This is a genomic window from Endozoicomonas sp. ONNA1, assembly GCF_024606325.1.
GTDB lineage: Bacteria > Pseudomonadota > Gammaproteobacteria > Pseudomonadales > Endozoicomonadaceae > Endozoicomonas_A.
Genome location: NZ_JAHHPN010000212.1, coordinates 1 through 6,634 on the forward strand (window position 1 = coordinate 1; position 6,634 = coordinate 6,634).

The window sequence follows — 6,634 nt, forward strand, 5'->3', positions numbered from 1 at the left end:
AGCGGGGCAGCAATGGGTACAGGGGTTGTTTATCTGTAGTCGTTTATTTCATGGCGTAAGCTGATTGCCCGACTTTTCTATTGTTATTTGTTTCTCCTGTTATATGGGGAGCTTTGCTGTTTCTGACTTTTCCCATTTTGAGTGATTCACTTGTTGTTTGTTATGACGAACGATTATTTTGAGTGGCTGTCAGAGTTTGATGGGCTATTGGGCTCGTGGATTATGGGCCGTGTTTTATATGGATGTCTTATTTTTTCTATTTGTGTGTGGATGTCCTATTTTTCTATTTTTTTCTATTTTTTTCTATTTTTTTCTATTTTCTCTATCCTATTTTTCCTTTTGTTTTTCTCTGTTTTTCTCTCTTTCGTTTTTCTTTCATTATATGGATGTCCTACTATGTACCCTCTTTCATTATATGGATGTCCTACTATGTACCTCTATGTACTCTACTATGTACCTCTATGTACTCTACTATGTACCCTATGTACTATGTATTCCTATGTATCCTATATGGATGTCCTATGTACCCTCTATGTACTCTCTATGTACTCTATGTACTATGTATCCTATGTATCTATCCTATGTATCTTCCAGCAAAAGGAGTATCAAAACGAAGCGTAAAAAGGCTGGGTGGAGCAATAAATATCTTGCTCAGCTACTGAGGTCGTTCATTGTAGGGCTAAATTAGAATGATTATTCTGGTCCGTAAGCTCTCGTAGACCAGCTGGATAGCAGCGGAGCAGATTTATTTTTCCTGCCCGGGACGGTTTATATCCAGCAAATCAATATTCAATTTCATCCACTGCAGAGTAGCAGCCAGGTTCACGGTATGGCAGATTCCATCATTGAGGGTTAACAAGCCACGGGTTTCATCAATTACCTGGTTCACCTCTTTTTGGCGTTCTTCAGAAAATCTCTCCAGCAAACGTTTCAGATTCAGCTGTCCCTGGGTCAGATATGCAAACCTCAGAGGAAACTGACGCAACTGGTACAATTTAACCAAATCTGGTTCCAACCCCGCTTTCTGCCAGGTTTGGAGTGCCATAAGAATCATGGAGTCCAGTTTATGCTTATCAATGACAGGTTTGTCTACTGTCTCGATAAAGTCCTTACTTTCCCCATTGATTAACAATCGTCCCAGTTGTTCGTCCCCTAAATAAATTGTCTGCAAAAAAAACTCCAACATATTGTCTTTAGTGAGGGGTTCTTTGTCCACATAATAACCGTTACGAGCCAACATGGGGGATTCCAGCAATGTTACCAGATCGTGCAACGCGAACGACTCACAGCCAACGCCACTGGCTTGACGACCAGGCAGAAAGAAAAACCGGGAATCAGTAAAGTCGTGATATTTTATCGCCAGTGTTATCGCTAAACCGACAAAATGCGACAGGGGCGAATAAAGTTGTTCTTTTTTGTAGCGCTTAAAAGCGCTCAGACTATCAACAAAAAAAAACCGATAATGCCCTTTGCTATTTCTCCTGATAGAAAAAACATTAACGTGACCTGTTGTATCCTGAAAAATATAGTTTTTTGGCTCTTCTGTTGCCATTAATGGCAGTTGCGTTATAAATAACGCAACCAACTGGCGAAGACACTGTTGTATACCAAGATAAGTATGCATAAGCCTTAAAATATTCGAATTAGCGGCATCCAGAAGTCTGTCAACTAACTCGTAGTTGGGCAGCTCTTCAGGCAAATCAAGCTGAGGAAGCACTGCTTTGGCAAATATTCTGATTAAATTTGCTGGCAATTTCTTAAACCCGGGATGTTTAATTAAAACATGGGTCATTTCACCTTCTTCCAGCTTTTCGGGAAAATAAAGCTTGAGGAGACTAAGAACCCCCTGCCAACGGTATTCTGCGCTCTCCAGATAACCTTTCTCTGCTAAAATATCGGGGTTTTCCCTATACAATGCTTTCAATTCTGCATAAAAGTCATCAATGTTGTTTTTCTGATCCATCGTTTTCAATGACTTTTCAGCAGCCTTAAGTATTTCTTTCAGTTTTTCAAGGTGCCTGGCATGACTCTCATTGTTTCCGGAAGCCGATGCTGACGCTGCCCCGGAGTCTGATGAACCTGAAGAGTCAGAACTACTTTGCCCTTTAGTCATTTGTTTTTTACTTTGTCGCTTTTGCTGCGGTGGTGGAGATTTACCGTCGGTTTTAGATTGTTCCTTGTTTTCGTTGCCATAACGGTTTAATTCGAATGGATAGCCAGTAAACACAGCTCCTTTATCTGGTTGTAGCCCTCCCCCTTCAGAGACAGGTAAACTGATTATCGAACTTTTTTTCCCCTTCTGTAACAGCAGTAGTGGAACAATCCCGGACTTGGGTAGACGAACGGGATCAGGTAAAAAAGAGGAAAAAATCGCATCGGCATCATTGCCAGAGACCAATGATGAAGCGAAAGGAATTACAGCCTGACTGTCGACCGAAAAAAGGATGATGGCCAAAATAAAAACACAAGACATATTCTTCATAGTGAAAAACTGAACTTCTATTAGGGATGTAGCATAGGAATACTAGACAAAAAACTCATATTTAACTGATTTTGAGGTAATTTTTTTGGTTCACTGTTGAGCACGAGTTCACAATAAACGACTGTATATTAAGGGCGCCATATATGAAACATTCGACGTATTTTCAGAACTGACTGAAGTTCGATCAGATAATTTGGATGTGAATGTTGATTTCGTGCTCGGGAATCTGACATCAATTTATCGCCTGTTTCATATGATTCACCGCAGGGTCGTAATCTGGAACGACTCGATTATGCTAAAACTGATACTTACTTGTAGGCAAAGAATATAACTAGTATTTATATGAGAACATATTCCAGACGTATTGCAGCAATAACAATCATGGTAAGTGCCACCTTTGCTGCCACAACTTCAGCCATAAAAGTGTATAAGAAAGAAGGAAGAATCCTGGTGTTAAGAAATGTACCAATAAGTCAGGTATTTACTCCTCAGGTAACGATTGAAGGAAATCAGCGATCTGGAAAAACTCATCGTGACCAGACGATGGTCAGTTATCCAGTGACTCACAAAGCGAATTCAAATTCACGCTGTTCAAAAACTCTCCGGCAATGATTGTCAGTTCATTGGTTTTCAGTACCAGAGCGTTGCTGAGATTGTGTGCTTGCCGCAAGTAAGCATCTTCAACCGTCTTTTGGAACCGGGAAGAGCTATCAATGAGAGTCATCATGGCATACAGCTCTCTTGGTGAGGATGGACTGTGAGCGCCATGGTACTCTCTTTTCTTATTATTTGCCCCGATGGCAGCATCAGCCCAACAATACTTTAAGCATCCGCCTTTCGAGTTTGCCAATCTATACAGGTAATAACTGAAGGCCTGCTGAATCGCTTGAGTGCATTTGTTTTTTAAATCACTCTCCAGTCTACGCTCCTCATCAGACGGTTTGAGGCGCTCCAGAGTAGTGCTGTACCTGTTTTCAATCTCAAGCCGTTTTTTCTTATATTCACTTTTTTCACTTCGATATCGCTCATCAAGAGACACGGGGTGTCTGTAATCGCTATTATCATGTGCTTTGTTCAGTGCTTTCATTTCATGATCAAATTGTTTTTTCATCTGCTCATATTGATTGATTTTTTCAAAAAGCGGCTTCAGGTCGTCCGGTCTGTTTGCAATAATTCGTTGTAACAGGGCTTCGACCTTTTCATTTATCACGGTGTCGTCCCAGTATGGATGCCCCATGATAATCACTGGACGGTGGTCCGCCTTGACCGGGCTTGACTGCTCAAACGCGGGATCATGTACCAACATTCGTTCTATATTCGGAATGCCTTCAGGTTCGTCCGTCCAGTATTTTTGTAGAGATAAGCTGGCAATTTTACCTTGAAGGAATGGCGAAACCCCATCATGACTATGAGTAACGAGCGAGGCATACGTTTTCATCGTTTGGAAGCCCTTGTAATAGTTCTGCCATAGGCGATTATTTTTTTCCCCGGCCAATGATTCCTTGTACCACTGTTTCAGACAACGGCTGGCATCAACTTTCAGTTCATCGACGCTTTCCAGACACAACAACAGCTTATGATGTTCAACTTTCTCCTTTCTCTGACTCTGGAAGTCTCCTTCCGGCAATGGATTCAGCCAACCCGATTTCAGGGCTTCACCGGCAAATTGAATAACTGAACATTTGCTTAAGTTACTGCCATTCAGTATTTTCACTATTGAGTTCAACCACTCGTGCGGGGATCCTCCGCCGTGAACAATCATTTTTGAATAGAGTAATTTGAGTTGAGCTGTGGCCTGATCTTCATCACTGTCGAACAATATTTGTTTTACGGCGTCCGACAGCAGATTACGTTTTCGGGCATTTTTATCATATAAATCACCAATCAATGCTTGCTCGGCACAGTCCGATGATTGTATCTCCAGCGACTCTAACATTGAGACGCCCATGGAAAAACTGGCCAAATCTTTTTTCTGCCAAAGTCTCTCAACCATTCTGAAAGGTGTCAGATCGGTTTCTGGCAATGCAGTATTTGTCTCAAGGGCTTTTTTCAGCGCCTCCAGGCTCATCCCCAAGGCGTTAGCCATAGCTTCCTGTTGTGCTAAATCAGCACCTTCCAGGAGATCCCTGATCTTCTTTGACTCAGAGCCAGAACCACCGACCCGCCTGGTGGGCTGGAAGTCAGGCAGGATGTTTGTTTTCTTGACAGGCGCCCCACCCAAATCCACTGGCTTCCAGGTATGGCCTCTATCCAGAGAACACTCTGCAAAAGTGTGATAACGGTTAAGAATTTGCCGACATGGAATCCCGAAATAACGGCAAAGAGCAACAAAAACAGGCACACGATGACGACAGCTCCCCTGCCGCTGTGTTACCAGGAAATGAAAGAAATTTTTATCGCGCTCTGCTGGCATAGCAACACCGGAAAACGCTTGACAAAAGTCCCTGATCGCCTCAATGCGTTGCCTGGTGTTTTTAGCGTTTTTTATTCTCTGCAAAGGTACCCGTACTTCAGATGGTTGCAGGTCAATGCGAGTAAACACTCCGTTCAGTACTGTTTTTATACCTTCTGAACAGCGGACGTCAAAACGTGTTGATTGTGCTGGTCGGACTTTTTCAGCCAGTGTTATTTTGCCCGCTTTTCTGTGTTCTACGACATAAGCAAATTTAATAATCTGGTTGGCTTTGGCCTCTGCAACAGTGATTGTGTGAAGCCCTGTATATCGATCCCTGAACAGGGTAAATGGCAGTTCTGGTTTTATGCGCAGAGCCACGATACGGTCATCAGGCGTCAGGCTGGGCAACGCATATCGACCATTGTCCGATGACCAGTCAAAGGTCGCCAGCGTTTGATCTCTGGCTAATATCACTTCCTGGTCAGATTCTGGTAACCGGTTCGGTATGAGGACTTCAGCCCCCTGCATGTGTCGATCATTAATATCGATCCATTTAATATCACCCTTATCAGACACAAAAATATCCTTTGCCCACCACCGATACATACCGGGAAAATAGTCCTCACTCTTAAAAATTATATACTCGCTAATCTGTGGCTCACTCTCGTTCTCATAGTCCGTTGTCCGATCCAATACCGGAGCCTCTTTCTCGTGCTCTTTCGAATCGTATTTTTCGGGCGCCTTATCATCGTCAATAGTCAACGCCTTGTGAACAGGTTCTGGCTCAGGGTTCTTGCTATGAGCCAACGCTGGCGCTTGTTTCTCCCGGACTTTTGGCATGTCTTGTGTTGTTTCGTTAATAAAATCGTCTACCAGATGCTTCGGCAGATCACTGATCTGATGCCAGAACACGGACCAGCGTTTTACGCCATGGTCTATCCATTCACTTATCCGCCTGTCAGCCTCACGAAGATAAGGCTGGTGAGCAGATAAGCCCAGCGTCAGTGTTTGTTCTGTCGTGAGGGAAAATACGCTATCAGCCTTCAAACCCGTCTGGCCAAACTCACGATTAAACCAGCTTTTCTGCCAGTGTCGGTAAAGTGCCTGAGTGAGTAGATCGTCGGAGTCATAAGGCTTCAGGGGAAGGCCCGATGACTGCCACTTTGCCTGAGCCACGCTCTTGATGATTTCCGTTCTGGCTTCCTTTTCATCCAACTGAGTGTTAACACGGATTTCATGTTTTTTTTCATCAACACTGTTGAGATGACTGCTTCGTACCAACCACGGACGATCAATGTTCGATACCGTTTGATTGAGCCAACGGCAAAGTCCGGAATCAAATTCACTTTTCCCTATGGCAAGAGCCGAAGACTCCTGCAGTTCCTCCAGCGATATATTGGCGGCCATCAGATAAAGCCGGTAGTGCTGATTAAGGCATTGATGAACGGCTTTTTCGCTAAAATCGCCACCTCTGGTGATAGCCCTGGCGATATTCTGTAAATCAAGACTGGTCGGCTGCAGCGGCAGGTTTTTGCGTTGCAGGTAAGCCCTTAAACGACAATGTTTTTCCGTCACCTTTTTAGCGACGAGTTTCCCTTCTGAGGACTCTGGCAACACTTTCCCGGCAATGGTCTGTAATTCCACCCGGTTGTACTGCCGGATGGGCAAATGTCGAAAACGCCCTTTCAGCGCCGGTGATAAGGGTTTTCGCCCGCTGTACTCAGGCGGGTTGATGGTGGCAAACAGATGGAAACCCG

General features: G+C 43.8%; 2 protein-coding genes. Both read right to left on the reverse strand.

All coding sequences use genetic code 11. The annotated features are described in order from the left end of the window. Positions 1–745: 745 nt before the first annotated feature. Positions 746–2,455, reverse strand: coding sequence for a hypothetical protein (locus KDK19_RS05005; protein WP_257291469.1), 1,710 nt, complete (start codon positions 2,453–2,455; stop codon positions 746–748). 574 nt (positions 2,456–3,029) lie between these two features. Continuing rightward, the coding region (locus tag KDK19_RS05010; protein ID WP_257291471.1) for a transglutaminase-like domain-containing protein at positions 3,030–6,634 on the reverse strand (3,605 nt) is incomplete at its 5' end.